This window comes from Sphingomonas sp., assembly GCF_035714405.1.
Classification (GTDB): domain Bacteria; phylum Pseudomonadota; class Alphaproteobacteria; order Sphingomonadales; family Sphingomonadaceae; genus Sphingomonas.
In genome coordinates, this window is the sequence record NZ_DASTMA010000017.1 from 20,263 (window position 1) to 47,076 (window position 26,814).

The window sequence follows — 26,814 nt, forward strand, 5'->3', positions numbered from 1 at the left end:
GCAGGTATGCGGAGCGGTGGCCGAGTGGTCGAAGGCGCTCGCCTGGAAAGTGAGTATACGCCAAAAGCGTATCGAGGGTTCGAATCCCTCCCGCTCCGCCAAGACCTGCCCTAAGTGTCTGTATTTGCTAGTTTATTTCCGCTTCGGCGGGTGCCGACCCACCTAAAGTCCCACTTAAACTTCGCAGTGCATCGCAGCTTGTGCCCACACTTCGACGGGTGCCGCTCTTCGGTTCGGCGGTTCCCTTGATCGGCCTGCGGTGCTGTTGTGCGGCTCGCTCGAATCGACCGACTCAATTCCGCCCCACTTGACCTGCTAGCTGGCGATTCGCATTGCGTCGCGAGCCGGGGGGAGCGTCAATGTCGGGTTTGTTGTCAGGTGCGGGTGGTGGTGCGGGAACGTCGCCAAACCGCCTCTACTATGGCGACAATCTCGACATAATGCAGAACAAGCTAGGTCTAGAGAGTGTGGACCTAATCTACCTAGACCCGCCCTTTAAATCCGATACAAACTACAACCTTATGTATCGCAATCTGACTGGCAAACCCGTGCCAGAACAGGTTCACGCGTTCGCCGATACGTGGGAGTTCGACGCCGAGAAAGAGCGGATTGCGCGCGAAATCCCGAAGTTGATGATTCAACAAGGTATCGACAGTTATCAAGCGCAGTTTTGGACGCTGTGGGTAGATGCTCTTCGGCATACCAATCGCGAATTGCTAGCCTACCTAATCTATATGGTGCAGCGCCTCCTCTTCATGAAAAGCATCATGAAGAAGACAGGTTCCATCTATTTGCACTGCGACCCGTCTGCAAGTCACTACATCAAAGTCATGATGGATGCGATATTCGGGCACGAGAACTTTCGTAATGAGATTGTTTGGAAGCGGACAGGCTCGCATGGCGGTTCTAAGCGTTGGGGGCCGGTGCATGATACTATCCTGTTCTACTCGCGATCTTCGAAATACACTTGGAACCGCGTCTTTCAGGAATACGACAAGTCCTACCTAGATGACTTTTACCGCTTCAATGACGGCAAGGGTCGGTATCGGCTTGTGACGCTTACCGGAGCGGGAGTGCGGACCGGCGACTCTGGCAAGCCTTGGCGTGGGGTGGACCCCACGGCGTCCGGTCGGCATTGGGCAGTGCCTATCAAGTCGCTTCAGCGCGCCTACCCGGAGCGCGACCTTTCGAAGCTGACTACGCCCGAAAAGTTGGAACTGCTCGACAAAGCCGGTTTGATCTATTGGCCGACGCGGGGCACCGTTCCGCAACAGAAGCGGTATGCCGACGAAAATCCCGGCGTGCCCATTCAGGACGTGCTTACGGATATCGGTCCCGTATCTTCGCAGGCAAATGAGCGGCTAGGCTATCCGACACAGAAGCCCGTCCCGCTTCTAGATCGCATCATCCAAGCTTCGAGCAACGAAGGGGACGTGGTGTTCGACCCGTTCTGCGGATGCGGCACGACTATCTATTCGGCCGTGCGCAACAACCGACGTTGGATAGGCTGCGATATCGCTATCCTGCCTATACAGATGGTAACGACGCAGCTTGCGGAGCGGCATCGCCTTGTTCCGGGCTTGCACTTCGAAGTTGACGGCGTGCCTATCAGTGTGGAGCAAGCGAAGCATCTATTCGAAAAGAGTCCACACCAATTTCAGCAATGGTTTGTGGAGCGCGTTGGCGGGTTCCCGATGCAAAAGAAGTCTGCCGACCGTGGCATTGACGGTCGCCTGTATTTCGAAACTCAAACCAAACTCGAAGAGATCATCCTTTCAGTTAAGGGTGGCAAACTCAAGCCAACCGACGTTCGCGACCTGCGAGGGGTGATGGAACGCGAGCGATGCCCAATGTCGGGGTTCCTGTGCTTAAACGAGCCGACGAAGGGTATGCGGCAGGAAGCCGAGGATGCAGGCGAGTATGAGTATCACGGCGTCGCATACAAGCGGCTTCAGCTATTGAGCGCAACCGACGTTCTAGAGCGCGGTTTGACATTCCATACGCCGACGAAGGTCGGAACGAAGTTCGTGACCGGACAGGGTGCGCTTGCGCTAATTTGATGCAGCGGAAACCGCTTCCGCCATTTAGCCCCGCTTAACCGCATAAATCCGCGCTTTTCTTCAGTTCGGCTTCCGCCGTCCCACATACCGACCAACTTCGGCGCAAAGTTCGGGTGAGAAACCATCCCCCGGCCTGCGCATGGGCACTACACCGGGCCGGGGGATGATCGCCGTCGCTTACCGGGCATGGCGCGCGACGGACACGGGAAACGCTTCAGGGCAGGGCATACCTTGTGAGGACGGTCGCACGGTCGAAGCCCGACAAGCCCCATAGCGGCGTGAAGAGCAAAGGCGTGGCGCTTAGGTCGGCATCGGCGATGCCCTTGCGCTCTAGCACGTCCGCAAGGGTCAACCGGCCGTCGTCTAGCCCTATGACGCGGCACGGGGGCACCGCACCTGCCTCGATCATCGCTAGCAGGTAAGTGAGGCGCGTAGCGAGGCGGTCGGGCGTGTCGGGAGCATCTAGCGCCACCGGCCCGGTATCGACACCCTCACACTGCCTATGCGGCACAAACAGCGGTAGCGCGGTGCGGGAGAACCCGACCTGCGGAGCCGCCTCTAGGGCGGTCGGCACAATCATTGGCTTGCCCACACTGGCATTCGCGCCAAGCCATGCCGCAAGTGCGGCAACTCGCTGTTGTGCAAGCGTCACGCTTAGGCTTCGACGCGGGATGCAGCACGCATTGCAAGGACGGGGTTATAGAAGCTAGCCCTTACCGACTGCGCGACTTCGGGATAGTTCTTAGCAACCCGCGCAATTGCGCGACTGTCTTCGATCAAGCTTTGAGCGTCGGACGCAAACGTCTTCAGTCCGGCCATTTGCATATCCGAGAATGTCTCGATTGGCATACCTAGCAATTGGTATGGTGCATTGTGCGCCACTGTTGCGAAGTCGCTGTTAGACGTGATCGCGTCCCGGATTTCCATGATGCCGCCCGGCCTTGCATATGCCTCACGAAACCAAGCCCGCATTTCGGCATACAGTGCTGTCTTATCCGGGTCCGGCGCAAACCGCTCCTTCACAATGGCAGAGGCTTCCGCTTCAAGCCGCGCAGCCCCGTGCATCAAAGCGTCGTGGCTGCGCTCAATAATTGCTATGAGGCGGTCCGCAATCTTCTTCTTTGCTTCTTCCTGCGCAACAGGCGTCTTCGTCTCATCCTTCGACAGCGCAGCGACGGTTGCTAGTCCCGCTTGCAATTCACGATCTACTTCGCCGACGACGTTGTAAACGACAGCATTCAGTTTCGCCTTGTCGCCGACCATCGCCCTGCGGAATGTGGGCACTTCGAGTTGCTGTAGAAACTCGGCACCTTCAGGCGTGTTGCCGGGAGCGTTAGCCATTGAACTCATCCTTCGGTCGCGCCTTCGCCTTAGCGGTGGCGACAAGCTGCATCTGTTGGGCGTGGAACCGGACTGCGAAAACGGCTTCGTCTTCGGGCGTCTCGATACGGGCAGGCAGGACTATCAGCCCGTGCCGCCGCTCAATTTCGCCAGCGTGGCGAATGCGGAACTGCGCTAGGGCAGCTTCGACCGTTTCGCCGGGTCCGATAGACAGGACGTGCGGCGCGCTTTGCCGAACCGGGCGCGGCTCTAGCCGAGCGACGCGGGCAGCTAGGGTGCGGCTCAATGCAGCCCCCTTTGCTCTAGGGCTTCGATACGCGCCTCCAGTTCGGAATCGGACAGGATGCGAGCGACAATCGACAGTAGGTTGCCGAGCCGCGATGCGTCTGCCGTTTCGATCTTTCCGGCACGGGCTTCGCGATACAGCTTCGCCAGTTCGGCACTAACATCGCGAACAGTCTTCAACTTCGCACGATGCGACCGATATGATTTGCGCGGAGCATCACACTTCGGCCCTTTCCCGACAGGGGGACTAGGAGCGGCAGCGCCCCAATTCCCTTGCGATGCTGCTACCCCGTCCATCGAAATCTTACCGCTTTCACACCTGCTAGGGTCAATAAGCGCAGTCGAATACAGCGTTGATGACTCGAAGGCAAGAACAACAGGCACGGCGTAGCCCCGCAAGGCTAGAATACTCCGGCCTGCCTCTCATATGCTCTATGTAGTCAAGTGTTCGGGTGAGTGTGTCTAGTGCTACTTCGTCTTTAGTCGGTTGCTCTAGGTTCGGGATATTCTTTGCTATCCCACCTTCGGTCCACATCAACCGGCATAGTTCCTTTAAGGCAATCTTCGTTTCAGCCTTCAGCTTGACGCTTACTCGCATTGCAGTTTGGAATTCGGCTATCAGTGGCGCGACCATATCGCCGTCCCACAGTAGCAGAATGCCTTTTGCGAGCCGCGCCTTAGCAACGTCACGCATTGCGAGCATGACCACCGTTCGGGCTGCATCACGCATTAGCCCCTTTGTGCCCACACTCATTCGCCGGTCGAACGATGCGTTCAGCAGCGTTAGCAGGAACGCCCATTCGAGATTGTCCCACCGCACGGCTTCGGATTCGAGCGCGCGCAGCGCAGCTAGCGTCTTCGGTGGGTATTCTATGCCCCGCCCTTCGCCCGGCTCGAATGGCGGCTTGAATGGCGCGTTCATGCGGACAGGCTCCCGGTTGATTGTGGGCTGGTATGTGGGACGGCTTCGCCAGCGAGTTCAGGAATGGCGCATATCTGCGCAGTTCGGGCGGAAATCCCGTCTGCCGAACTCGCTACTGTCGATGTAAGAACGGTAGTGAGCGGGTAAGAATTGCAGGGCGGCGCTAAGTTGCTGAAGCAAAGACAGAATAGAAGAATATATAGAATATAGATGATATAGACGGCCTCTGACAAAGGCACTGGCACGGGTGGTCGGGACCGCGCGCCGTCTATATCACCTATACGTCTATAAATGGCTGTTTTCAGGCACTTGCTGTTCATACGCCCGGTCCGACTTTCTTACGGAGCCGGTCCATCAGGAACTTCGTCGCAACGGGCTGGAAGCATCGGGCCGTGGTTCCGAACTCCTTCAGGGCTTGCGCCTTGTAGATTTCGGCTATGTCTCCTGCATCTAGTAGGTTTTGGATTGCGCGTTTGAGTGCGCCGGTTGGGCCGAGGCGATCTAGCTTGAAGGCCGGTAGGGTGTATAGCCTTCGCGATAGATAGCTTTGAGTGAAGACGTGCCGTTTATGCAGCGGTTCGGTTGCACCGTAAACTTCGAACCGTGCGAACGGCTCTTCGATATACTCGACTATGCAACGCAGCACTTCGGCTTGTTGCTTTTCTTCGTTGCCAGCCTCTTCGCCGACTTCGCCACGTTCGAACTTGCCTATCAGTGCCTTCGTTTGGTCCACTATTAGGTTCGTTGCCCACATTGCATCATCGTGGGTAACGCGCGGATTGAACGGGTCGCGTCCTACTGCAATGAGCGCGGCTAGCTTCAACGCCTTCAGGTCGAGGCGTGCCCATAGCCCCCGCGTTTGATCGTTCGCCGCGCCGTTCTCCATATCGACGGCAAAGCGGCTGAAGGCTTCGAACGTCGCTCCCGCTTGGGTGTCCAACGGGACACCGTGGGCACGGTCCGTCGCCGCATGATTGAGGCACTGCGCTACTAGCGCAGCAACACCTTCGATTAGGGCCGGGGGCGGCTCTAGCATCCGATTGCGGTTGCGGTAGGGTTTCGGTTCGGCCGTCTCGAATAGCAGTACGCGGGGCAGCAAGCCCGATGCGATCATGCCAACATCAAGCGCGCTGTAGAAGCTTTCGGGAACGCCCTCGCCGAAGATTGTCAGGCTTGGGTTCTTTATTGGTCCGGTGTTCTTTTCGCTATCGCTGTAGGCCGATGCGTCGAATACCGAACCTTGTCCGCTTTTGCTCCATAGGTGCAGCAACACGCGTTGCAGCCCGGCCATGTTCGCGTTCGCGCTTGGCGATGCCATTGCCTTCAGCATCAATCCGAACTCACCAATGATGCTAAGCATCACTGGTGTCGCAAGCTTATGTAGCCATTTGAATAGACCCGGTGCGGATACAAGTTCCCCCGGCCCCCGGAACTCGGCAATGCGAGGCGTCTTTGAATAGGCTGCGCTCATTAGACGCGCGATGCCTTCGGCAACGGCTTCTTTGCCCGCCCCGGTGGGTGCGAGTGTCAGAACGTATTGGTTCAGCCCTGCCCCGTCCACATTGTAGGCGCGACCTGCGATGCCAGCAACGAAGGCGATGCCGCCTGCTAGGGCTATGGTGGTATTCGGATACGGGGCGGCGTTGTAAATGAACTCGGCAACGTCTCCGACTAAGCCGGGCGGGAACGTGTCAGGGCGCGGCAGTGCGGCGCTGCGCTCGTTTGCAGACATTGCGGGGTCAAGCTGCGCTGCGCTGGCGCTGTAGCGACCCGACTAGGACTTGAATTTCGAGTTCGGACTTGCCCGCAATGCGAGCCGCGTTGATCGCGTCGATTTCAGCTTCGGGCCAAGCTGCGGAGCGGTCGCCGATCTTCACGGGGGGCGTCATCACGCCCTTGTGGACGTGCAGATACACGGATGCGCGCGACAGGCCGGTCCGCTCGACAACGGCCGGAAGGCGAAGAAGACTATTAGACATACCCGTGTGCCCTTGGACGGTGTTGAATGTGGGCAGTTACGGGTCGGCTGCGCTGCTAAGGAAGGGGGAGAATACTTCTTCGTCGTTTTCGGATTTGCTTCGCCAAGGATTTTACTTGTTCCTTGCCCTGTATTCCATCCATCTTAGCCGTAGCATAGTAGCGACCGTGAATTACCATAGCCGCAGCGTTAGGGTTCAAATCGCAATTCGCGGCAGCTTCGTCTAGTGCAGCGGTTTTGCTTGCGGAGCGCAACGGCCTGCCCCCAAGGTGCGGTTCGAAGGGCACATCGTCTTCTATTTCAACCGGCTCCATTAGGCTGCGCCCTGAATTGCGACCACGTTTGCGCCCGACTTCGCTACCGTGCCACTAAACTTCGCCCAATCGGCCATTAGCCGGGCGCGTTTCGCCAGCAAGTCGCCACGCTGGTAAGCGGCTTCGGCTTTGTCTGCGAGTTGATGCGCGAGGGCATGTTCGATCACTTCGCGAGGGTATGCGGTCGTTTCGCCTGCCCAATCGCGGAAGGTGGAGCGGAACCCGTGTTGCGTAAGCCCGTCGCGCCCCATGCGCTTCAGGACGGCCGTTAGCGACATATCGGACAGCGCACCGCCGCGCGGGGCAGCAAAGACGTGTTCCGTGCCCCTCACACGCGGGAGCGCCTTCAGGACCGCTAGGGCGGCGTCGGACAACGGCACGCGATGTTCCTTGCCCGCCTTCATGCGGTCGCCGGGGATGGTCCACACCTTGCCCGCAAGGTCTATCTCTGCCCACGTCATGCCGCGCACTTCGCCGGAGCGGGCAGCGGTAAGGATTGCGAGTTCGAGCGCGCGCGGCGCTACGCCGTCGCGCTTTCGAAGTTCGGCCATGAATGCGCCGATTTCGGCATAGGGCAGCGCGGCATGATGTTCGACCTTCCGCACCTTCGACGGCGCGGCTAGCAGCTTGTCTAGGTGCCCGCGCCAGCGTGCGGGGTTCTCTCCGTCCCGGTATCCGCTAACCTTCGCCCAATCCAGCACGCCTTCAATGCGACCGCGAAGCCGCTTCGCTGTTTCCGTCTTCGTTGCCCAAATCGGGTTCAGCACGTCCAACACCATGCCCCTATCGACGGTATCGACAGGCAGCGACCCGAACACGGGATAGGCATAGGTTTCGAGCGTCGCGCTCCATTGCTTCGCGTGCTTTTCGTTCTTCCAACCGGCACGTTGGGACTCGACATAGGCGCGGGCACACTCTTCAAACGTCTTCGTTTTGGCTTTCGCGACCCGCAGGGCAGCGCGCGCTTCCCGCTTTTCGGCAAGCGGGTCGATACCGGTCCGCACCTTGCGACGATGTTCGCGAGCAAGTTCGCGAGCATCGGCAAGCGACACTTCGGGATACGGTCCTAGTCCAATGTCGCTGCGCTTCGTTCCGATTTTGATGCGGAGAACCCAAGCCTTGCTGTTGCCGGTAATGCGAAAATGCAGTCCGTCCGCTCCCCCAACAGCGTAGCGACCTTCGGCCTTCAGCTTCGACACTGCGAGCGCAGACAGTTCCTTTGCTTTCTTCGCCATAGCTTCGTTCCTCCGTCCCCCATGCCGTCCCACATAAAGCTTGCGATTTCCTTAGCGGGCATTGGACGGCGTTGAACGAAGAATGATGGTAAAGCACTGACCCGAAACGGGAAACTTAGACGCTACTGGACCCCCTTAGACCCTACCCAAGCGGACTCCCGCTCCGCCAACCAGTTGCTAACTCGTTTTCATGACTTTTCCGGAAAGCCGCGCCAAATCGCGCGTTTTCAGTTCGGTTTGGTACTGCGGAGAGTCAAATTCGAACTCACGATACGGTTTTCGCTGGCGGATTCTCCGCGGCAATCTGATCCAGTACCGAATAGAAAATGATGCGATTCCTATCGATCATTCGAACATCTTCCGCTCGCGAAGCTGGAGCGTCTTGCCCAGTCAAGGAGCAAGATCGTAGAGCGCCGAAAAACCTTCCGCCTACGAAGCGGAGCACGTCCGCTGGGCAGCACCTCCCGCGCGAAGGCGACAACTCCGCCATCTGCTATGTATTGCTGCGCGGCTGTACCAGGTCTCAGATCCGCCGCTCCACTGGTCCGCCACTCGATTAGCGCTGCTCTGGCCAAACTGCCCGAAGGGAAGGTCAGATTACGGTTTCAAGGTGGGTAAACTGGACCGGCATGATCTCGACCAGCGAGACATCTGCATTGCCGCTCCGTTCGACACGAACTAGGCGCTGCCCGCCTTCGCCTTCGCCGATCGGCAGCACCATCCTCCCGCCAGACGCGAGCTGGCCCGCCAGCGCGATCGGCAGAGTGCGCACGGCGGCACTGACCAAAATCGCGTCGAAGGGCGCCTCGTCCGGCCATCCGCGCCCGCCGTCTCCAACCCGCAAGGTGACGTTGGTCAGCTCAAGGGCGTGGAGCCGCTCCGCCGCCGACAGCACGAACTCCTCTACTACATCAACGCTCCACACTCCGGCCGCGAGCCGGCTCAACAAGGCAGTTTGATAGCCCAGGCCGGTACCAACCTCGAGCACCCGATCGTCCGGCCTGAGCCGAAGCAGGTCGATCATCAGCGCCGACATGAACGGTTGCGAGATTGTCTTGTCGAAGCCGATCGGCAGCGGCTGATCGCTATAGGCAAGAGCGAGGAACGGATCGGGCACGAACCGGTGGCGCGGCATGCGGAGCAGCGCCTCTCTCAGCCGCCGGTCGAGCGAGGCGGCGCCGATCTCATCGGCGGCGAGATCGTATTCAATCTCGATCACCTCGACCATGTGCCGACGCAAGGTGGCGAGATGCACTTCGGTCAAAGCTCTCACGCGTTTGCTGCTCCGTTCGCGGCCGGACTGCCTCAGCGCCACTCCAGTTCGGGAGGGGACGTCAGGCCAGTCGGCTACCGCTGCTCTAGGATCGTCGGTTTTGCTGCGCGACTGCCATCACAGAGGCGCCAACTGCGACAATTGCGGCCACGGTCCATCCCCAGGTTGATCGCGAACCCAGCCGGGTCGCAGGATGCTCACCACTTCGCATGCCCGGAAGCCGCTCCACCGCATGCGACGTGCCGGTGAAGGCACGGTCGAGGGCGCGCAGCGGAGGCGCAGCAGGACCGGCGCCCGAGTGCAAGAGAACATCGATTCCGTCCCGGCAGCGATCGAGCAGCGCCAGCGGCAGTGCAGACAACAGGTTGCCTGGCGGACGCCGAGCCACGATCGGATGCGCGCGCGTTGGCGCGATCCAACGCACCGCCTCCCACGCGAAGCCAAGGCGCCGAAGCTCCGCAGGCGAAAGCGCTGCCTGCAATCGAGGTAGCAACTTTTCCTCCTCGTCGCGCACGTCCTGACGCAGGAGCGAAACAATCCGGCTCAGGACTTGCTGATGCTCAGGAGAACCGGGCCTTAGCCGTTCCAGTTGTGTGGCAAGCTCGTTGATCTCCTGATGCTCGAGCTCGACCTGCAGAGTGAGTTGCTCTCCATCCGGCAGTGCGCGCCGGATTACCGGCCAAAGCACCGCCTCCTCAGCAAAGGCATGAGGGAAGACCAACCGATAGATGCGAAGCAGCAGGCGACCTTGTTCCGGTGCGGGCGTACCGCCGAGCTGGTTCAGGAGGCAGTCCAGCTTGACGTGATCCTGCTTCTGCCGGCTTAGCACGCTACCGCGGCCGCCCATCTCGGCGGCATCCTGCTCGGCGATCGACTTCATCGGGCCTCCGTTGTTACAGGTCGATAACAAAGCTTCAGCACTCCACGTTCCCGAAAGTCACATAGATGAAGCAGTTTCGGCGCAGTGGGCAGGCTCACATCACTCGCAGGCTGGTAACACGAGCTGCGCTGCTCTCGCGGCACGCTCGTCGACGCCGGCGATTAGGCCCTGATCCTCGGCATAGAAGAACCGCTTTCCGTAGCGCTCGTTCTGACCTCTAAAAGGCGGCTGCACGATATTGTTCGCACTGGATGGCGGGCCTTATTAACTTTCGTCCCCTTGGTGAACTTCGCGCTTTTTTCTGGCTCACGACGGCTCCGGGCGAGGCCGGCGCGAATGACTATGGCTCACCGTTAGCCTGACCCGAGTTGATGTAGCGGCCTATTCGAGACGCTTAGGCTGCGACAAGGTAGCCCGGGATTTAGCGGGAGGTCCGCTTTTCCACCACTTCGGACATTCACCCGCGCCGCTGACGATCAGATCCTTTGCCCGCTTTTCCGCTGCCGGTTTGCGCCGGGCGGCTCGTGCAGGGCAGCTCAATTTCGGAGAGGGTTAAGCCTCGGACCAATTTCAGTGCCGCTCAGACGTCCGCGGAACCACTGCATCTGACGCAGGTTGAACTACAGCCTGCAGCCGCAGCGCCCGAACTGCGAGGACAGCATGTCTCTAAAAGACGTAATCCTGGATACAGTCGGCGTCGCTCCGAGCGACCCGACTTGGGAGCGTGCTGCCATGATCGACAAGCTCCGAAGCGCCCGCCAGGCGTTCGATGAGCAGCACCCAGATCAGCCCGGCGGGCGATGGATCACCAGAGATGGGGACGATCGGGTTGCATTTGCGCCGACCCGGCCTGACGGTCAGCAGCTGGTAATCGGCGGGCAGGCGGTAAGCTTCTGGCATCCCGACGAACTGCCCGCGGTGCTCGATGCCTTTGAGGCGGCAATTGTGTCTGGCGAGCTGGATCCGCAGCTGACCGGGTCGACGCCTGCGGGCCACTCGCTTCCGCTCGCGCGCATCACTCCGGCATAGCCTGCCTGTGCGTAACGCAGCATCGCTGTCCGCTTTCAACCATTAGGGCGCATCCGCGTAGTCGGATTGCTTAGCAGTCGGCCGCTGAAGGCATCCGGACGACTTCGATGAAGCCGGGCGGCACTGCCGCTGTCAGCCAGACCTGGTTCCCGGTGAGAAGGAGCGGAGTGCCGGACCGGTGGAGTCGGAGGGCGCTCACCGCAAGGACCACCGGTGCACCGCGGCGGGCGCCGACGCGGGCTGCCGTGGCGATGTCGGGCGAGAGGTGGACGTAGTGTCGTTTCATCGGCCGCAAACCCTCCTGCAGAATCGCGGGGAGGAAGCGTTTGACGGTGCCGTGGTACAGGAGGTCAGGCGGCACCTGCACCGGCCAATCCAGATCGACCGCCACCGAGTGGCCCTGCCGTGCACGGATCCGACTCTCGTCGAGCGTCAACTCGAAGCGCTGCTTGTCGTTGCGCTCGACCATGCCCCGAAGGCGATCGAGGCCACCCCCTGTGCCCTGACGCGCGAGCGCTGCAAGTACCGCGTCGACATCTGTCCATCCTTCGTCATCGAGCACGAGCCCGGCGGCATCCGGGCGATGGCGCAGCCAGAAAGAGGGCCTCTTTGACAGGCTGGTATCCTCGGTCACCCTGGAGAGCTCAAATCCAGATGGAGGAGGGTCGCCGGCCCGAACTCTCGTTAGTTACCTGCGCCGCGATCGCGGCGGCGATCTTCTCACCACCCCTTGTGGAGGGCTCGATCGGGTTGGCATAGTCCGCCGGCTCGCTGCAGATCAGCCGCAGGTCGATCAGGGGCAGCTTCCGGGAGAACGCGGCGCGGGTGATTACATCGTTAAAGACCGTGAGCGCGGTCGTGACGAGCCGTCGTTGAGGTTCGGGGTAGTTGGCGTCGTAGACCGTGCACACCGCTGTCGGAATGCCGAGCCGCAAGGCCGCCTCCATCATCCGATCGTAAACCGCTGCGAAGCTCGCCCGTGCATCGGCAAGCCGGCCCACCGCCTCGGCCACCGACCCCGCGCGCTCAGCGAGGATGGACGCGTGGCCCAGCGCGTCATTTCCACCGACCGAAACCACCATGTGGCTGGCGCTGGTGGAACATGGGCCAGCTGCCTGCGCTCCACGTCCGAGGTGACATGCCCATCGACGGCAATCAGCGTCACTTTCCAGTCCGGACCGAGGTGCGCACGCAACTGGCTGCTGACGTCGGGCCCAGGAGCGACATAGGCCCGGTTGTCCAGGATGGAGTCGCCGAGGAGGACGACGTGGCTCATGATCTGACCCTCGTTTGCCGACCGAACGCCCAGGAGGGCGCTGTGATCCGGCGTCCCCGCAAATGCGAAGGGCCGCCCTCTTGCGAGAGCGGCCCTTCCATTGTCAGCCGATCGCGGCGTGTCGTCAGGCGACGACCCCCGCGGTGGAAGTCGCGTCCATCGGGCTTGCCGCGAGCGGCGTGAGACAATGAGACATTCGACCACCTCCTTTCCGTTGTTGAACAGTGGAAGTGATATGATTGCATGTTATTGAAAAACAAGCCGCCTCTGCGAAAATACCCAGAATACGAGAGCAGATTGGACCGTTGATCCCATAACAGGTGAACAGGAGGGCGGCATGGATTTTTCGGGCAAGGTGGCGCTGGTGACCGGCGGTGGTTCGGGCATCGGCAAAGGGACAGCTCTTCGTCTGGCGGCGGCAGGCTGTGCGGTGGGCGTCCTCACCCATAGCCGGAACGAGGCTGAGCAGGTCGCCGACGAGATCGCAGCCGCCGGTGGCCGCGCCCTCGCGCTCGTGGCCGACGTGTCGGACGAGGATCAGGTCAAAGGCGCCATCGCCGAACTGGCACGCGAGTATGGCCGGCTCGACTTCCTATTCGCGAACGCGGGCATCAACGGCGTGTGGGCACCCATCGACGAGCTCGCGCCCGACGAGTGGGACCGCACGATCAACACCAATCTGCGTGGGACGTACCTGACGCTCCATTATGGTGTTCCCTATCTGAAACAGGCGGGCGGTGGCGCCGTCGTTATCACCGCCTCGGTGAACGGCACGCGAATCTTCTCCAACGCCGGTGCGACCGCCTACAGCTGCACCAAAGCTGCGCAGGTGGCGATGGCCAAGATGCTGGCGCTCGAACTCGCCAAATTTCACGTCCGGGTGAACGTGATCTGCCCGGGGCAGATCACGACCAACATCGAAGACAGCACGACGCATCGGGATTCGGAGCTCGCCGGCGAACCGGTCGAGTATCCTGAAGGGAAGATACCGTTGACGGACGGCGAGCCCGGCACATCGGACCAAGTGGCAGACCTGGTGCTCTTCCTTCTATCGGATCGCGCCCGCCACATCAGCGGAACTCCGGTCTGGATCGACGGGGCGCAATCCCTATTGGTCGGCTGAGGTCCGGCTCGTCGACGAACTCGCCACTACCCATGGGTGAGGGCCGGCGCAGCGATCACGGCAGATCCGCAACGCCGCCGCGTCCTCGAAACGCATGCAAGGCACGCCCAGCGCCACTCCCATGCGGCATGTGACGCGATCCCATCTGTTCTGGCCCGTGCGATGCGCTTCTTCAATGCTAAGCCCCTGCTAACACACGTAAAGTACCGGAACGTTCCCCTCCGCAGCTCGTCTTGGCTTCATGACCAACTTGGCAGATGCCCTCTCGAAAGCAGGCGTCGCAGCTTCGTTATCGCTGGCGGCTTGCGCCTCGGGCGAGGGGCATACCGCCGGAGCACTCGACGGCCAGGACCCATCGGTTCGAGCAGCGTCCGACGTTCGAACAATCGTCGCGGCGGCCCGATCGCTTGAGGGTACTTCCCACGACTACGACCCGCTGCTGCAGGCGACGCGGAATGCCCGCTTCGTGCTACTGGGCGAGGCAACCCACGGCACCCATGAATTCTACCGTGAGCGCGCGCGGATCAGCTTGCGGCTGGTGCGCGAACAGGGTTTTCGCGCGATCGTGATCGAAGGAGACTGGCCGGACGCGGATCGCGTCAACCGCTACGTCCGCGGGCTCGGCAACGACAGCTCTGCGCAGGCCGCGTTGTCGGACTTCACGGACTTCCCGCAATGGATGTGGCGCAACGCCGAGTTCCGCGACTTCGTGGAGGCATTGCGCGCGCACAATGCGACGCTGCCCTTCGCGCAGCGGGTCGGCGTCTATGGTATGGACGTCTACAACCTGTTCGCCGCCGCCGACGCTGTCGTCGCCTATCTGACGGCGGCGGATCCTCCCGCCGCGGACCGAGCCCGTGCGCAGTACCGCTGCTTTTCACGTTTCAGGTCTGATGCCGCGCGCTACGGCGCAGCCGCCCGTGCTCCGGCGCGATCGTGCGCGCGCCAAGCCGCCGCCGTGCTCGCAGAGCTCCGGGCTCGTCCCAATCCCGCCGATCCGATCGCGGCGGAGGCGCTCTTCTCAGCGGTACGCAGCGCGGCATCCGTCACCGGCGCGGAGGAATATTACCGCACGGCATATGGCGGCACATCCGCCTGGAATGTGCGTGACCGCCGCATGGCTGCGACCGTGTCGGAGATCGCGGACCATACAGCGTCTTCTTCGGCTGTGCCTGGAAAGGTGATCATCTGGGCGCACAATAGTCATGTAGGCGACGCCCGCGCGACCGACATGCCGCTTCGCGGCGAGCTTAATCTCGGACAGCTCCTCCGCGAACGCTTCGGCAGCGCCGCGTTCCTGCTGGGCTTCACGACCTACGAGGGCACCGTGATCGCAGCCGAGCGGTGGGGTGGTCCACATCGCGAGCGGACGCTGCGTACCGCCTTGCCCGATAGCTATGCTGGCGTGTTCCACGGTGCGCAGTTGGGCGACGCGCTCATCCTTCTTCCCAACGGCTCCGACGTGGCGAGTGCCTTGGCGTCGCCACGGCGAAAGCGCGAGGTGGGCGTCATCTATGCGCCGGCGACGGAGCTGCAGAGCCACTATACCTGGACCCGCCTTTCCGGGCAGTTTGATGCCGTGGTCCACCTCGACCGCACACGAGCCGTGACCCCGCTGTGATGAACCCCCACAAAGGTGTCGAATGCTGCCTGAACGCGCGTCCAGCTTTCGGAAGACCCCAAGAGTGCGCGCAACGTTCGCCTTGGGTCATCTTGCCTGCCCGCACCCGACCTGCAGGGCGCGGTAGCGGCAGCAGCGCTCGAAGCCGGCGTCAGGCCACGCGGTGTTCGCGGCCCGTGATGCGGCGCAGGAACGATGCTTCGCGCGCAAGATGCGGTCTGCCGTCCTGATGCAGGACGTCATGGAACCATGGCGCCCTGCCCTCCTGGATCTGACGGTTGTGGCGCGGGTTCCAGGCAAGATGGGTCTGCGTCCGGCCAGCCACCAAGCCCCAGCAAAAGGCCGCTACCCGCGCCTTCTTGGCGAAAGGAAGCACCGCCTGGAACGTGCTCCCGGTCGGGCGCGCCATAAACTCGGTACACATCAGCGGCCGCTTCAGCTTGCTCAACCACCGCACCCGCCGACGAAAGTCGCCGCCCTTGCCGTAGTTGTGAAACGAGATGACATCCGATTGCGTCAGCTGGGCGCGCTGGACTGCACTCAGGCGGTGCGGCGCGGACCAGTCTCCCAGCCAGATGCCGCTGGTCAGAGGCTGGCGAGGAGCGCATTCGCGCGCCCAGCAGAAGGCCGCGTGCAGCAGCGGCAGAACCAGCTTGGCCTTGGCCGACAACACGGACGCGTCGCACAGATCGACCTGATGACCATTGTCCGGTTCGTTCCAGATGTCCCAGGCCAGCACGCGCGAATCCTGCCCGAATGCGGTGACGATGGCGCGGACATAGGCCTGCAACCGGGAATGCTCCGCTGCGTCCGCCAGCGCGCGAAGACCGGGCGACTGCACCCAGCACGAATTATGCTCGCCTGGCGTGGGCTGGCGCTGCGGGCCCAACGCAGGATCCGGATGCCAGCAGGAATCGAACAGAACCAGCATGGTGCGGATGCCGTGCCGCTCGGCCGCGTTCAGATAGGCTTCGATCCGCGCGATGAAGCCGACCGGGTCTTGTTGCCAGAGCAGATCGTGAAGATACACGCGGGTGGCGTTCATCCCCAGCCCCGCCGCCCAGCCAAGCTCTCGGTCGATGGCGACGAGATCGAAGGTGTCCTGTTGCCAGAATTCGAGCTGGTTGACCGCATAGGAGGGCGTGAAATTGCAGCCGACCAGCCATGGCTGCTCGGCATGCCAACGCTGCGCCGCTTCGACCGTCCAGCGGGGCGCGCGTGAAGCCGCGACAAAAGGCGGCAGATTTGCCGATGCCGACTGCATCATCTGATCAGGAAACAGGTTCATCGCTCAGTACTCGTCTGATCGAACCGGCCCTCGCAAACCGGCTCGACGCAAGACATATACTTAACCTATGTTTCTTTACGGGCAATGTATGAGAGAGCTCGTTGCTTCCAGACAGCGACTTTCGCGACGTGGCCCGGATGTACGAAGCGGCCCTGCCCAGTCGCGCAAGCATGGTAGAAGGCTGTCATGTCACGGATCGAACGGGCTCCGGTCGCGCCACGCTGGCTATTCGTCCGGATCGAGCGGCTGGTCGCGTGGGAGGCGAGCTTTAAGAAGCGGCACGGCGGTCGGTGTCGCTCATGCTCAGGCGGACGGGCCGCTCAAGCTTGGTCCGCCAATGACGGCTCCAATCGGCCGTGCGGGCGTTAAGGGGCGATGCACGGGCGCGATACAGCCGGAGACCCGGCATGAGCCGCTGGGCCGAGGGCGGCTTTGTCGCGGTCGACTGGGGATCGACCGCACGGCGGGCCTATCTGATCGATGGCGACGGTCGCGTCGTCGATCAGATGGAGGACGATGCGGGTACGCTCGTCACCCCGCGCGATCGTTTTCCAGGCGAGGTCGCAGCCCTGCGGGCGCGCTTCGGGTCGAAGCCGCTGCTGATGGCGGGAATGGTGGGCTCGAATCGCGGTTGGCAGGAAACGCCTTATGTCCCCTGCCCCGCCTCGCTCGATGCGCTCGCACAGGGTCTGCTGTGGGTCGAACCCGGGCAGGTCGCGATCGTGCCGGGATTGTCCCTGCTGGATGGCGACCGGTCGGACGTGATGCGCGGCGAGGAGGTGCAGGTGTTCGGCATCGCGGCGCTCGAGGCGCGGACGGACGCGATGATCTGCCACCCGGGCACCCACAGCAAGTGGATCGAGCTGGCCGGCGGCGCGGTTACCGGTTTTCGGACGGTGATGACCGGCGAACTGTTCGCGCTGCTGCGCGGCCACAGCATCCTTGCCGACCTGCTCGCCGGCAAGGCGACTGCGGGCCCGGCCTTTGCCGACGGAGTCGAGCGCGGTATGGCGGGCGCGGTCATCGGGGCCGAACTGTTCGGGGTCCGCGCGGGCGTCCTGCTCGGCCGGCGCGATGCCGCGGACGCGCCCTCCCTTGTCAGCGGGCTGCTGATCGGCAGCGACCTGCGCGCCGGCCTCGCCAGCATCGACGCGGGGCGCGACATCCTGGTCGTCGGCCGCGGCTCGCTGACCGCGCTGTACGCCACAGCCTTTACCATACGCGGGCACCCCTGCCGCGAGATCGACGGCGCGACAGCGCTCGTCGCGGGCATGAACGCCCTGGCAGCGACAATCGCATGAGCGCTCCGGTGCGTTTCCGCGAGCATCTCGACGCCTGCCCGCTCGTCGCGATCATTCGCGGCGTTCGCCCGGACGAGGTAGAGGCGGTCGGCGCTGCGATCATTGCCAGTGGCATTCGCATCATCGAGGTGCCGCTCAATTCGCCCGATCCGCTCGACAGTATCGCGCGACTGGCGGCGTGCTTCGGCGAGCAGGCGACGATCGGCGCCGGCACCGTGCTCGACCTCGCCGACGTAGCGCTGGTGGCGGGAGCAGGCGGACGCATCATCGTCTCGCCGGACAGCAATCCGGCGGTGATCACCGCGGCGGCTGGTGCGGGCCTGGTGTCGGCACCCGGCTATTCGACCCCAAGCGAAGCCTTCACGGCACTGCGCGCCGGGGCCCATGCGTTGAAACTGTTTCCCGCTGAGGCGGCCAGCCCGGCGGTGCTCAAGGCGCATCGCGCGGTGCTGCCGCCCGCGGTCCCGGTCCTGATCGTCGGCGGCGTCAGCCCCGATACTATCGCGGCCTGGCGCGCGGCCGGGGCGGACGGCTTCGGCCTCGGCTCGGGGCTGTATGCGCCCGGGCGCAGTGCCGACGAGGTCGGTGAGCGCGCGCGCGCTTATGTCGCGGCGCTGGGCTGAAGCGTCACCGCCAAGCGGGCAAGGAGCCTGGCGTGGGCGCCCTGGTCGAGCATGATGATGCCCAGTTCGGCCCTGAGGGCAGCGAAGCGCAGGGGCAGCCGCTGATCAGAGCTTTGCCAACCGGCCGCCATCGACCGCGAGCGAGGCACCCGTGACGAACTTCGCTTCGTCGCTAGCCAGGAAAGCGACGGCGGCAGCGATGTCGGCGGGCTGGCCGACATCACGCTTGTCGATCGTCTCCACTCCCGATTTGAGGTTCGGATTCTGCCACAACATCGGCGTCTCGATCGCGCCGGGCAGCACCGCATTGGCGCGAACGCGGCGGTCGCGTCCTTCGATCGCGGTGGTACGGGTGAGCGACAGCAGCGCAGCCTTTGCGGCCGCATAAGGAGCGGCGTTGGCACTGGTCTCGACCGCATGGACGCTGGCGATGTTGACGATCGCGCCGCCCCTCTTTCCGCAATGCAGCAGCACCCGTTTGGTGAAGAAGGCGGCGCCGAGCAGGTCGACGCGCAGCACCTTGAGCCAGTCGTCGCCGGTCCATTCGCCCAATGATTTGAACGTCATCAGCCCGGCATTGTTGACCACCACATCCAGCCTGCCCCACCGGTCGAGCGCGGCTTGGACACAGGCCTCGACCTGATCCTCCTCGCCGACGTCGCAACCGACGCCGATCGATTCGGTTTCGAGCGCCGCCGCCGCCGATTGCGCCGCGTCTGCCTTCAGGTCCGCCATGACGATATTGGCACCCTCTGCGGCCAAGCGCGTGGCAATGGCGGTGCCGATGCCGCCGGCCGCCCCCGTCACGATCGCCACACGGCCCTCGAACCGCCTGTTCATGCTCAATTCTCCTGGATCGCCGGACCGCTTGCGGGTGTCCTGATCATGCGCCGCGCCGCCGCCTGCTGGGCCGCCGCGTGCCGCCCTCCCTCCTCGTCGGGCGCGACCACCGGCACGGTCAGGCACATGCTCTGCGTCGGCAGCACGTCGCGCCATTGCGCGATCAGCCTTTTATAGGCTTCCCCGACCGGGCGAAGCTTTCGGTCGAGGTCGTAGAGGCCGAGCGGATTGACGTTGCCGCGCTGCTCGCGCAGCGCGCTGTCCCAATCGGTCTGATCGGTCAGCGAATACCAGGTGAAGCCGACCACCGGGACGCCATCGTTGCGGACGCGCAGCACGTTGGCCCATTGCTTCCACAGCCAATCGACCGCCTCGGTCCCAAGCGGCCCCTGCACCAGATTGGTTTCCGTGTGCATCACCGGCAGGCGATAGCGGTTATGATACTGACGCGTGATCTCGCTATAGCCGAAAATCTCTCCCGAGGGCCGGGTGAGGCCATTTACATCGACGCGATGTTCGTTGGTGATGTAGTAATCGTTGCCCATGATGCAGTGCTGCTTCAGGCGATTGTCGAGAAAGAAATGGTATTCCTCACGCGTCATCCCGTTATCGAGCAGATACTCGTACATCTCGGAATCGACACGACGCCCATAGTTGAGATCGAGTGACAGGAAACGTTGTGAATTCATCAGTTCGGCCGGGCGGATTGCAGCCGGTACTTCCGCATGAAAATATTCCGAGGATTCGCTTTGGATGAAGATCGCGTCGGGCCGGATCTCCAGGATCGCGCGCATGGCTTCCACGTTTGCCCTGACGATATGCTTCAGCGCGGTCACGAAGCCAGCGTCGCTACTTAGCTGTTCGTTCCACCAGCCATAGCGCGCCGAGAAGGTGGCGCAGATATACATCTCGTTCACGGGCGTATAGAGCTGCACCCACGGGAAGCGCTCGGCAAACGCGCGCGCATAGCCGCCGAACAAGTCCGCGAACGCGCGGTTCTGGAAATTGCCCAGCCAATCCGGCACCCCGAAATGACACAGATCGACGATGGGAACGATGTTCAGCCGCTTCAATTCCGCAAAGGTGCGGTCGGCGAACTCCCAGTCATACCGATCTACGCCCAGCCAGGTCGTGTGGATCGGCGGCCCATAGCGCAGATAACCGATGCCCATGTCCTGAACGAGCGCGAAGTCCTCCTGCCACCGCTCGTAGTGATGACAGCTAGCCATCTCGTCGACGCGGGTGCGGCCGCCGTTGATGGTGGGGACGCTGTTCTCCACCCCTGTCGCGAACATGAAGGTGGCGATGGCAACGCTCCTGCCGTCGGCGTGAGGTCATATTGCGCCGCAGTGATCGATCAACGCGCGACCCCGTTGGAGTGTCCCTTGCCTTGCCGGTGGGCCATGGCCTTTCGACGTGACGGACGTGAAGCTCCAAGGCGAGATGCCGCAACTTTCGCACGGCGTTGTCGAACCAAGTGCGCCGGGTGCGGTTTTCAGTCTCTCTTGTTTTTCTGATGCAGATTAGCTCATGCGCTCTGCTCATCTAGCTACTTCGGATGAAGTTGGCTGGTGCAATTCTCAAATATCGAGGGCAGTTCAACCGAAGATCAAATTCCTGCCACCATACAATTGATGTTACACTGGTCACGAGCACATTCGGGTAGCGGAACTTGCATGGTGCATTCACGTTCTGAACAGCATCTTCGTAACAACCTCGGTAACAACTATAATGAATGTTAAACAGCCTCAGGAAAAACCTGCAGAGGTCGGCTTGGAACTCTGGGGCGGTTACGAGTGCACCGTGAACCGGGTCGGGGATCAGTGGTACGATCAGACACCGCGTACCGGGCATGAGGAACGGACCGAGGACATCGCGCTGTTCGCCGAACTGGGGATCCGCTCGCTACGCTATCCCGCGCTGTGGGAACGGATCAGCCCACACCATCCCGACGAGTACGATTTCGATTGGACCGACCAGCGCCTGTCGGAAATCAGGCGCCTCGGCATGCAGCCGATCGTCACCCTGTGTCATCACGGCGCCGGGCCCGCTTACACGAGCCTCATGGACGACAGCTTCGCGCCGGGACTGGCTGCTCACGCGGCGGCCGTGGCCCGACGCTATCCTTGGATACGCGACTGGACGCCGGTCAACGAGCCGCTGACCACCGCCCGCTTCTCCGCGCTTTACGGCTTCTGGCACCCCCATGCGCAGGACGAGCGTCTGTTCTGGCTCGCGCTCTTGAACGAGATCGACGCGACGCGCCTCGCCATGCGCGCCATCCGAGCGGTCAATCCGGCCGCGCGGCTGATCCAGACCGACGACCTCGGCTACTGTCATGCGACCCCCCCGCTGCAGCATGAGGCCGACTTCCAGAACGAACGCCGGTGGATCGGGTGGGACCTGCTGTGCGGCATGGTCAAGCCGGGGCACGCGCTGTGGGAACGCCTGGTCATGCACGGCTTCGGGGAGCGGCTGCGGACGATCGCCGACGATCCGTGTCCGCCCGACGTGATCGGTGTGAACCACTATCTGTCCAGCGAGCGACTGCTCGATCACCGGGTGGAGCTGCACCAGGGCCGCTCGCTGGCCGATCGCACGCTCAGCAACACGGATGGCGTTGTCCATGTCGACGTCGACGCCGTGCGCAATTGGCGCCAGGGGGTGCACGGCCTGCCGCGGCTGCTGGAGCAGGCGTGGGAGCGCTATCGCCTGCCACTGGCCGTGACCGAATGCCACAACGGGGCGACGCGCTGTGATCAGGTACGCTGGTTCGTGGAGGTCTGGCAGGGAGTAGAGGCGTTGCGCAGGCGCGGCATCGACGTGCGCGCGGTGACCGCGTGGTCGCTCCTCGGTTCCCATGACTGGAACCGGATGTTGACCCGCTTCGATGGCCATTACGAAGCGGGCGTGTACGACGTGCGCGGGGGCAACCCGCGGCCGACGCTCCTGGCCGACGTGCTGCGCGACCTCGCGGCCGGCAGGGAGCCGCAGGCGCCGGTGTTGCACGCCCCCGGCAAGTGGCGCCGCGACGCGCGCTGCCCCAACGTCGCACTTGCCGATCCGCGCTACGAGCTCACGCCGCGCCGCCGCGCGTCGTCCGTGCCCGCCGCGCTCTGGATCATCGACGATGGCGGGCCGCTCGCGAGGCTGGCGCGCCGAGCCTGCGAGGCGCGCGGGCTGCATTATGTGCGCAGCAACAGCGATGCGGCCGAGGCGATCGCGGCGGTGAGGCCGTGGGGCGTACTGGACGCGCGCGACCACGACCGGCTGTGCTCCGGCGAGGGCGACGCATCGATGTTCGCACATTGGCAAATGGAGCAGTTGGCGGAAACCTGCCGCGCGCTCGATCTCCCGGGCGCGCTGGTGACCGGTCGCGCGCGCGCGCGGGGCGTACCCGGCACGTCGCGCCTGCTGATCGCCCAGTCGTCTCCGGTCTATGTGCCCTGGGACGGCGCCTGCCGTGCTGCGGAGATCCTCGACGCACTCGATCGGGGGGAGACAGTCCGTGTGGATGCGGGCATGCCGTGGGACGCGGTCTATGGCCCGGACCTGATTGACGGCGTCCTCGACCTGCTGCTCGACGGCGCGCGTGGAGTAGCGAGCTTCGCTCCGACCGAAGCCGCTAGCGAGGCCGATTTCGCAGCCGCGCTGTGCTTCGTCGCGGGTGCCGACGCCGCCCGCTTGGCGATTGGCATGGAGGCTCGTTCGGCGATGGACGTGCTGCCTTCGCCGCGCGCCTCCTATTCCCCGCCGACCGAAACGACACTCGAGCGCTTCGCTCACGAGCGCCGAGCGGAAAGGAGCACACCCCTTGCCGACATCGACGGACGGCAGTTGGAGGCCGAGATGCTGATTGCCGCCGAATAGCGAGCAGCAGCGCCCTTACACGCCGAAGCGCTTCTGCAGGAAGTGGCGCGCGCCGCCGGGAGGTTGGTCTTGGATGGTGCCGAGGAGGCTGTACCCCAGCTTCTCGTAGAAGCCCCGCGCTTGGAAGCTGTAGGTGTCCACAAACGCCCCGATGCAGCCCCTTTCGGCGGCGAGGCGCTCCGCGCGCGCCATCAAGGTCCTGCCGACGGCGGTGCCGCGCTGCGGCCGCGGGACGAACAGCAGCTCGATCTTGAGCCAACCGAACAGTGTCGCCCCCCAAAGTCCGCCCACCGTCCCGCCCTGGTCGTCCTGGAGCAGGACGGCAAGCGGGCCAACCACACCAGCATCGGCGTGAGCGCGGTTGAACGCCGCCAACGCCGCCAGGATCGTCGCGCGATCAGCATCCGACGGCGCATCGGGCGCCACCAGCCGAAGCGAACCGTTCAGACGGCGACCCACTGATTGAGGGCGATGCGCCGCTCGCCCCAACGCAAGGGCCCGGCCAACTCCGGCAGATCGGCTTCGATGCGGACGGCGGAGAGGCTGCCGTAGCCGCCGTCGCCGCGAGGGTTGATCCACCACCCGGCGGAGCCGTCCCACAGCTTCACCTCGTCATTGCCGACCAGCACGGCGTTCCCCTCATGGTAGATCGCATCGCCGTCGATCCAGTGGTCCGAAACGCCCTCCTTGTTCCAGTTCCGACGCCACGACGCCGCGGCCGCGCCGCTGTACCGTTGGACGAACTGGGCGCGAAAGGCGCGGACGCCGCGTGCGACGAACGCCTCGTGCGCCATGGCTGCGTGAACGCCACAATCGACGATCTTCGCGTCCACCGCCTCGCACCAGTGGATCGGCCATGCCGACGGCCCCCAACTGGAATGCTCTCGCATCCAGCGTGGGCCGGTGAGAACGTCACCGCCGTTCAATTGCGCGAAGTCGAACGCCAGCAGCCATGCGTGCGCGATATCGCAACACGCCGCCTGATGATGCGAGATATGGCTGTTAGGGAAATGCTCCCACTTGCCACCGGACGATATCGGGAGCGTGATGAGATCGTCGGTGTAGTCGCGCTGACCGCCCTCGGTCGGCGCGAGGCCCGCCTTGGATTTATCCTCGGCCAAATACATAGGACATGCTCCTGTCGTAACCGCCGGCGTCGCAAAAGATCAGAAGGTCGCCGGCGCGGGTCCCTTCGGGAAGCTGGACGTTGGAGGCGATGATGTCGTGCTCCATGCACAACCGCCCCATCAGGTGGGTCTTGCCGCGACCGATCGGCTGCAGCGCGCCCGTCTCGCCGCACTGGCGGACCATCCGGTGAGGCTGCCAGAAGTGCATCGGGATCTCGGCGATCGACGCATCCACGACCGCCTCGACATGGCCCTCCTCGTGCTCCTGGATTTCCAGGATTCGCATCGCGAGCGCCATGGAGGGCTGCGCCATGGCCTTGCCGGGCTCCGAGGCGATCTGGCGCACCGCCGGCAGCATCGCGCGGACCAGCTCGACCGCCTTCGCGATCTTCGCCGTTTCGTCCGCATGCCAGTCGTCGGGATACCAGCCGCCGCCCATGTCCAGCATCTCTATGGTGCGGCCGGTGAGCGTCTGGATGGAGCGGCACCATTTCAGCATCGACTCGAACAAGTGCCACCACTGCGCGACGCCGACATGGCTCGACGCCATGTGGAAGTGGACGCCGAAGGCGCTGTTGGCCGGCAACCGCTTCACCGCCGCCACCAGCTTGCCGAAGGTGGTCGGGCTGTCGAGCGGGATACCGAAGCGCGAGACGATGTTGGGCGTACGGATGCGGATACCGATGTGCTTGGCCGACATTTCGCCCGCCTCGACGGCGGCGACGACACGGTCGAGATCGGCGATGCTGTCACAGAACACTGCGTGCATCCGCTCGCGCGGCATCAACCCTTGCGGCCACCACTTGCCCGGCCCGTTGAGGATCACCTGATCGGGGCGAAAGCCGACCTCCAGCGCGGTCTGCACTTCGCCGAGGCTGATCGCCTCGGCATAGAAACCATGGTCGAGCGCCAGCTTGATCAGCCGCTTGTCCGGGTTGGTCTTGATCGAATAGCCGCTGATGACCTCGACGTCGTTGGTGCTCAGCCGGTGCGCCCGCGCGGCGGCCTGTTCGAACAGCCCGGCGGCCGTCGTATCCATGTAGATGTACTGTGGCGTCTGCATCGCGTCGAAATCCTGGGCCGCGATATCGGCGACGAAGCTGTCGGGAAGAACCGCCGCCGCGCTTGGGGCCGCGCTCCCTGCGGGGTCCAGCGCAACGTCGAGCATGTCCGGGTCGATCTCGTGGAGTCGCGCCGCAAGCGCGGTCAGGCCCGAGGGATGCTTCATCGAATGGCCGACCGCGCCGGCGAACGGCTCCGGAAGCGGCGGTAGCGGATAGTCGGGCCGCACCGGCACTTCGAGCACGACACGCGTGAACTCCGCCGAGTGCGCCGGCGCAGGCTGCGCGCTGACGCCGCTGGCCGCTTGCACCAGCAGCGCAGGAAGGTTCTGCCCGGCGATGGTCGCGCCATGAACCCATGCGGGGAAGCGCGGGTTCATCTCGATCAGCCACAGCTGGTTGGCCGCGTCACGGACCATCTCCAGCTCGCCCCCGCCGGTCCAGTTGGTGTCGCGCACCATCCGCCGCAGCGGCTCAAGGAAGGATGGCGGAACCTCGGAGACGTCCCCGGCCCAGGTCTTGCCCTCCGGCGTGATGTCGCGCTTGCGCATGCTGACCGCGCCCAGCAGCTCGCCCTGGTAGGCGGACAGCATGACCGACTCCTCATAGCCGCTGACATGCGCCTGAAGGAACAGCTTCTCGGTGGACCAGACCTTGCTCAGCGCGTTGCGGACGGCCGTGAACGCATCCCAGGTCGGGGTACGCGAGGCGTCGTAATACGGCCCCTTCAACCAGACGCGCCAGTTATGCTCGCGGCAAAAGGCGTGGAGGTCCCAGTCGCTGTGCTCGGTCGACAGATAGGTCGGGATGCGGACCGGCAGGTCCGACGCGGCCTCCACCACGGGCTTAGTGATGCGCTTGATCCCGGCCATCGGCGGCGCGAGCAGGTTCGGGTGCCCGTCGGGGAATATGCTGGCCAGCCACATCGCCTCCAGGTCGCTGCCCGAAATCCAAAAGCCGCCCCCGTCGAGCGCGCCGCGCACCTTCTCGCCGTATGCGTCCAGGTCGAGCTCGCCCCAAGGCCGCTCGATCCATAGCGCGTCCAGCTCGTCGAAGTGAATGCCGGATACGCGGTTGGAATATTCGACGCCGACCAGCGTCGCCTTCGGAAAGCCCTGTCGCAGGGAGCGGACAATGCCCACGCCCGGCTGCGGATTGCCGCCGGCGTAGAGCCCGCTCACATAGATTTTCATGTAGACTTCCAGCGAAACGAGGGACGGTGCGCGGCACGCCTGAAATGAGTAGCAAGGCGACCGTCGGCGGGGGAGAAACGTCGGCCGCCTTATTTAAAGATTTAAAATAGAATGCTCTAACGAAGATCAAGTATCGGAAAAATAGTGATTAACCAGTGTTGCTGTCAGTTCGGC

General features: G+C 63.2%; 24 protein-coding genes and 1 tRNA gene. 8 read left to right on the forward strand and 17 right to left on the reverse strand.

Annotation, left to right across the window (positions count from 1 at the left end; translation table 11 throughout):
* Positions 1–10 precede the first annotated feature (10 nt).
* Positions 11–101 (forward strand) — tRNA-Ser (locus VFQ64_RS06575).
* 258 nt (positions 102–359) lie between these two features.
* Entirely contained in the window at positions 360–2,060 is a 1,701-nt protein-coding gene (locus VFQ64_RS06580; RefSeq protein ID WP_325102507.1) for a DNA methyltransferase, read from the forward strand.
* Between the two features lie 214 nt (positions 2,061–2,274).
* Here VFQ64_RS06580 and VFQ64_RS06585 read toward each other — a convergent pair whose 3' ends face one another.
* From VFQ64_RS06585 to VFQ64_RS06625, 9 genes are all read right to left on the reverse strand, one after another.
* Entirely contained in the window at positions 2,275–2,634 is a 360-nt protein-coding gene (locus tag VFQ64_RS06585; protein WP_325102508.1) for a hypothetical protein, read from the reverse strand.
* Positions 2,635–2,714: 80 nt separating this feature from the next.
* Entirely contained in the window at positions 2,715–3,401 is a 687-nt protein-coding gene (locus VFQ64_RS06590) for a hypothetical protein (RefSeq protein ID WP_325102509.1), read from the reverse strand.
* Between the two features lie 282 nt (positions 3,402–3,683).
* Positions 3,684–3,866, reverse strand: a complete 183-nt coding sequence (locus tag VFQ64_RS06595) for a hypothetical protein (RefSeq protein WP_325102510.1) — start codon at positions 3,864–3,866, stop codon at positions 3,684–3,686.
* 148 nt (positions 3,867–4,014) lie between these two features.
* Positions 4,015–4,608, reverse strand: a complete 594-nt coding sequence (locus VFQ64_RS06600; protein WP_325102511.1) for a hypothetical protein — start codon at positions 4,606–4,608, stop codon at positions 4,015–4,017.
* A gap of 316 nt (positions 4,609–4,924) precedes the next feature.
* Complete coding sequence (locus VFQ64_RS06605; protein ID WP_325102512.1) at positions 4,925–6,340, reverse strand: DUF3987 domain-containing protein; 1,416 nt, start codon at positions 6,338–6,340, stop codon at positions 4,925–4,927.
* A gap of 7 nt (positions 6,341–6,347) precedes the next feature.
* Complete coding sequence (locus VFQ64_RS06610) at positions 6,348–6,587, reverse strand: helix-turn-helix transcriptional regulator (protein ID WP_325102513.1); 240 nt, start codon at positions 6,585–6,587, stop codon at positions 6,348–6,350.
* Positions 6,588–6,899: 312 nt separating this feature from the next.
* A complete protein-coding gene (locus VFQ64_RS06615) occupies positions 6,900–8,135 on the reverse strand; it encodes a tyrosine-type recombinase/integrase (protein ID WP_325102514.1) in 1,236 nt (411 codons plus the stop codon).
* Positions 8,136–8,727: 592 nt separating this feature from the next.
* Positions 8,728–9,408: a protein-L-isoaspartate(D-aspartate) O-methyltransferase gene (locus VFQ64_RS06620; RefSeq protein WP_325102515.1), complete on the reverse strand. Its 681-nt coding sequence runs from the start codon at positions 9,406–9,408 to the stop codon at positions 8,728–8,730.
* 85 nt (positions 9,409–9,493) lie between these two features.
* The gene (locus tag VFQ64_RS06625) at positions 9,494–10,288 is read right to left on the reverse strand and encodes a hemerythrin domain-containing protein (RefSeq protein WP_325102516.1); all 795 of its coding nucleotides are present in this window, start codon (positions 10,286–10,288) and stop codon (positions 9,494–9,496) included.
* A gap of 615 nt (positions 10,289–10,903) precedes the next feature.
* Here VFQ64_RS06625 and VFQ64_RS06630 point away from each other — a divergent pair.
* Positions 10,904–11,317, forward strand: a complete 414-nt coding sequence (locus VFQ64_RS06630; protein ID WP_325102517.1) for a hypothetical protein — start codon at positions 10,904–10,906, stop codon at positions 11,315–11,317.
* A gap of 70 nt (positions 11,318–11,387) precedes the next feature.
* On the opposite strand, the gene VFQ64_RS06635 is transcribed toward VFQ64_RS06630, so the two are convergent.
* Together VFQ64_RS06635 and VFQ64_RS06640 are read right to left on the reverse strand one after the other, a co-directional pair.
* A complete protein-coding gene (locus tag VFQ64_RS06635) occupies positions 11,388–11,951 on the reverse strand; it encodes an RNA 2'-phosphotransferase (RefSeq protein WP_325102518.1) in 564 nt (187 codons plus the stop codon).
* Between the two features lie 10 nt (positions 11,952–11,961).
* On the reverse strand, positions 11,962–12,399 hold the full coding sequence (locus tag VFQ64_RS06640) for a hypothetical protein (RefSeq protein ID WP_325102519.1): 438 nt from the start codon (positions 12,397–12,399) through the stop codon (positions 11,962–11,964).
* 531 nt (positions 12,400–12,930) lie between these two features.
* Here VFQ64_RS06640 and VFQ64_RS06645 point away from each other — a divergent pair.
* The gene (locus tag VFQ64_RS06645; protein WP_325102520.1) at positions 12,931–13,716 is read left to right on the forward strand and encodes an SDR family NAD(P)-dependent oxidoreductase; all 786 of its coding nucleotides are present in this window, start codon (positions 12,931–12,933) and stop codon (positions 13,714–13,716) included.
* A 250-nt stretch (positions 13,717–13,966) separates the two neighbouring features.
* Complete coding sequence (locus VFQ64_RS06650; RefSeq protein WP_325102521.1) at positions 13,967–15,337, forward strand: erythromycin esterase family protein; 1,371 nt, start codon at positions 13,967–13,969, stop codon at positions 15,335–15,337.
* Positions 15,338–15,488: 151 nt separating this feature from the next.
* On the opposite strand, the gene VFQ64_RS06655 is transcribed toward VFQ64_RS06650, so the two are convergent.
* Positions 15,489–16,625 carry a cellulase family glycosylhydrolase gene (locus tag VFQ64_RS06655; protein ID WP_325102522.1) on the reverse strand — a complete coding sequence of 379 codons (1,137 nt, stop codon included), beginning with the start codon at positions 16,623–16,625 and terminating at the stop codon, positions 15,489–15,491.
* Positions 16,626–17,032: 407 nt separating this feature from the next.
* On the opposite strand from VFQ64_RS06655, the gene VFQ64_RS06660 reads away from it, so the two are divergent.
* Both VFQ64_RS06660 and VFQ64_RS06665 read left to right on the forward strand, forming a co-directional pair.
* Positions 17,033–17,926, forward strand: coding sequence for a 2-dehydro-3-deoxygalactonokinase (locus tag VFQ64_RS06660; protein ID WP_325102523.1), 894 nt, complete (start codon positions 17,033–17,035; stop codon positions 17,924–17,926).
* The gene (locus VFQ64_RS06665) at positions 17,923–18,549 is read left to right on the forward strand and encodes a 2-dehydro-3-deoxy-6-phosphogalactonate aldolase (protein ID WP_325102524.1); all 627 of its coding nucleotides are present in this window, start codon (positions 17,923–17,925) and stop codon (positions 18,547–18,549) included. Before VFQ64_RS06660 ends, VFQ64_RS06665 begins: the two co-directional genes overlap by 4 nt.
* 105 nt (positions 18,550–18,654) lie before the next feature.
* Here the strand turns inward: VFQ64_RS06665 and VFQ64_RS06670 are convergent, their stop codons facing one another.
* Both VFQ64_RS06670 and VFQ64_RS06675 read right to left on the reverse strand, forming a co-directional pair.
* The gene (locus tag VFQ64_RS06670; protein WP_325102525.1) at positions 18,655–19,389 is read right to left on the reverse strand and encodes a glucose 1-dehydrogenase; all 735 of its coding nucleotides are present in this window, start codon (positions 19,387–19,389) and stop codon (positions 18,655–18,657) included.
* Positions 19,390–19,391: 2 nt separating this feature from the next.
* Entirely contained in the window at positions 19,392–20,684 is a 1,293-nt protein-coding gene (locus VFQ64_RS06675; protein ID WP_325102526.1) for a family 1 glycosylhydrolase, read from the reverse strand.
* A gap of 508 nt (positions 20,685–21,192) precedes the next feature.
* On the opposite strand from VFQ64_RS06675, the gene VFQ64_RS06680 reads away from it, so the two are divergent.
* Entirely contained in the window at positions 21,193–23,259 is a 2,067-nt protein-coding gene (locus VFQ64_RS06680; protein ID WP_325102527.1) for a family 1 glycosylhydrolase, read from the forward strand.
* A 15-nt stretch (positions 23,260–23,274) separates the two neighbouring features.
* Here VFQ64_RS06680 and VFQ64_RS06685 read toward each other — a convergent pair whose 3' ends face one another.
* The 3 genes from VFQ64_RS06685 to VFQ64_RS06695 are packed head-to-tail and all read right to left on the reverse strand — an operon-like array spanning position 23,275 to position 26,640.
* Positions 23,275–23,718: a GNAT family N-acetyltransferase gene (locus VFQ64_RS06685; RefSeq protein ID WP_325102528.1), complete on the reverse strand. Its 444-nt coding sequence runs from the start codon at positions 23,716–23,718 to the stop codon at positions 23,275–23,277.
* Entirely contained in the window at positions 23,703–24,386 is a 684-nt protein-coding gene (locus tag VFQ64_RS06690) for a hypothetical protein (RefSeq protein ID WP_325102529.1), read from the reverse strand. Before VFQ64_RS06690 ends, VFQ64_RS06685 begins: the two co-directional genes overlap by 16 nt.
* Entirely contained in the window at positions 24,367–26,640 is a 2,274-nt protein-coding gene (locus VFQ64_RS06695) for an ATP-grasp domain-containing protein (RefSeq protein ID WP_325102530.1), read from the reverse strand. The genes VFQ64_RS06690 and VFQ64_RS06695 overlap by 20 nt, the downstream gene beginning before the upstream one ends.
* Positions 26,641–26,814 lie beyond the last annotated feature (174 nt).